The organism is Neolewinella antarctica, assembly GCF_011927835.1.
Classification (GTDB): domain Bacteria; phylum Bacteroidota; class Bacteroidia; order Chitinophagales; family Saprospiraceae; genus Neolewinella; species Neolewinella antarctica.
In genome coordinates, this window is record NZ_JAATJH010000022.1 from 1 (window position 1) to 1,331 (window position 1,331).

Genomic DNA, 1,331 nt, shown 5'->3' on the forward strand with positions numbered 1-1,331 from the left:
CAATGGTCCGGGGAGGTTTAGCATAGTGTAATCAAGAAAAACGGGCAAGTCCGTATCTTGGAAGTAACTACACATTCCCGATATGACTTGCCCTACAAAGACCGGAGCCCTTGCTCGTTCAATATTACAACAAATGGATGGAGTTGGGGTATGGCAGCGCGACTTTTTGCTCGATCTTTTTGACTTATGGCTCTGCGTACACGGGCGTTATAACTTTACTCATCTGAGCCGGTACGGACAAAATGACGAGAGTACTTACCGTAATAACTTCGCCAAGCCCTTTGATTTTCTTGGCTTTAATCTACTACTATGTAAACTACATCTGAGCGACACGCTCATCCTCACTTTTGACCCCTCCTATATTTCCAAGGCGGGCAAGTGTACCGATGGGACGGGCTACTATTGGAGCGGGGTGGCCGGTCAGTGTAAATGGGGTTTGGAAGCTAGCGGTATCGCGGCGGTAGATCTTGAGAACAAAGTAGCGCTTCATCTAGATATGGTTCAGACCGTAGCGCAACACAAGTCGGAGACGCTGCTGGACTACTACGCAAGCACGATCGTAGCCCGCAAAGAACGCTTGCAAGAGTTGTCCAACTATCTAGTAGCCGATGCTTATTTTTCTAAACAACCATTTGTGGATGAGCTAGTTAGCCATGGTTTTTACGTAGTCACCAGATTGCGCAAAGATGCCGATTTACGCTACCTCTATCATGGAACCCGCAAAAAGGGTCGTGGCAGACCAAAACGGTATGCGGGTAAGGTTAACTTTTCAAATCTTGACCAGGAAAGCTTTGCGCCTTGTGCCATTGACGAAGCAGGCAAGTGGAAGGCTTATTATGGACGGGTCAATTCGGCCACCTTAGGTCGAGACATTGGCTTAGTAGTCGTTCATGACTACCGAGAAGACGGCTCGATCAAAAGGCACCGACTATACTTTACGACCGACCTAGGCCAAGACGGGGGTGAGATACTACACATGTATCAATGCCGCTTTCAACAGGAGTTTTTGTACCGCGACGCTAAGCAGGAACTCGGCCTGGAACATTGCCAAGCCTACTCTTGGCCGAAAAACGACTTCCACTTCAACGTATCGTTGACCGTGGCCTCGTTAGCCAAGGTAGCTTATAATTTAGGCAAACCCGGCGCGCCGACACCGCCCTTTTCCATTGCGGATGCGAAGACGGCTCACATGAACGAATATCAAGCTCGGCGAATATTATCGCTGTGTCGGGTAGACCTACACCCGCAGTTAATTAAAAAAGTGTGGCCGGAGGTGGTTAACTTCGGACTACGTACGGCCCGAGCAGCCTAAAAACCTCCCCGGACCATTG

General features: G+C 49.3%; 1 protein-coding gene. It reads left to right on the top strand.

From position 1 onward, the window contains the following. Window positions 1-82: 82 nt before the first annotated feature. Window positions 83-1,312 (top strand): transposase, encoded by a 1,230-nt coding sequence (locus tag GGR27_RS19760; protein WP_168040642.1) that lies wholly within the window; start codon window positions 83-85, stop codon window positions 1,310-1,312. The last annotated feature ends 19 nt before the right edge of the window (window positions 1,313-1,331 follow it).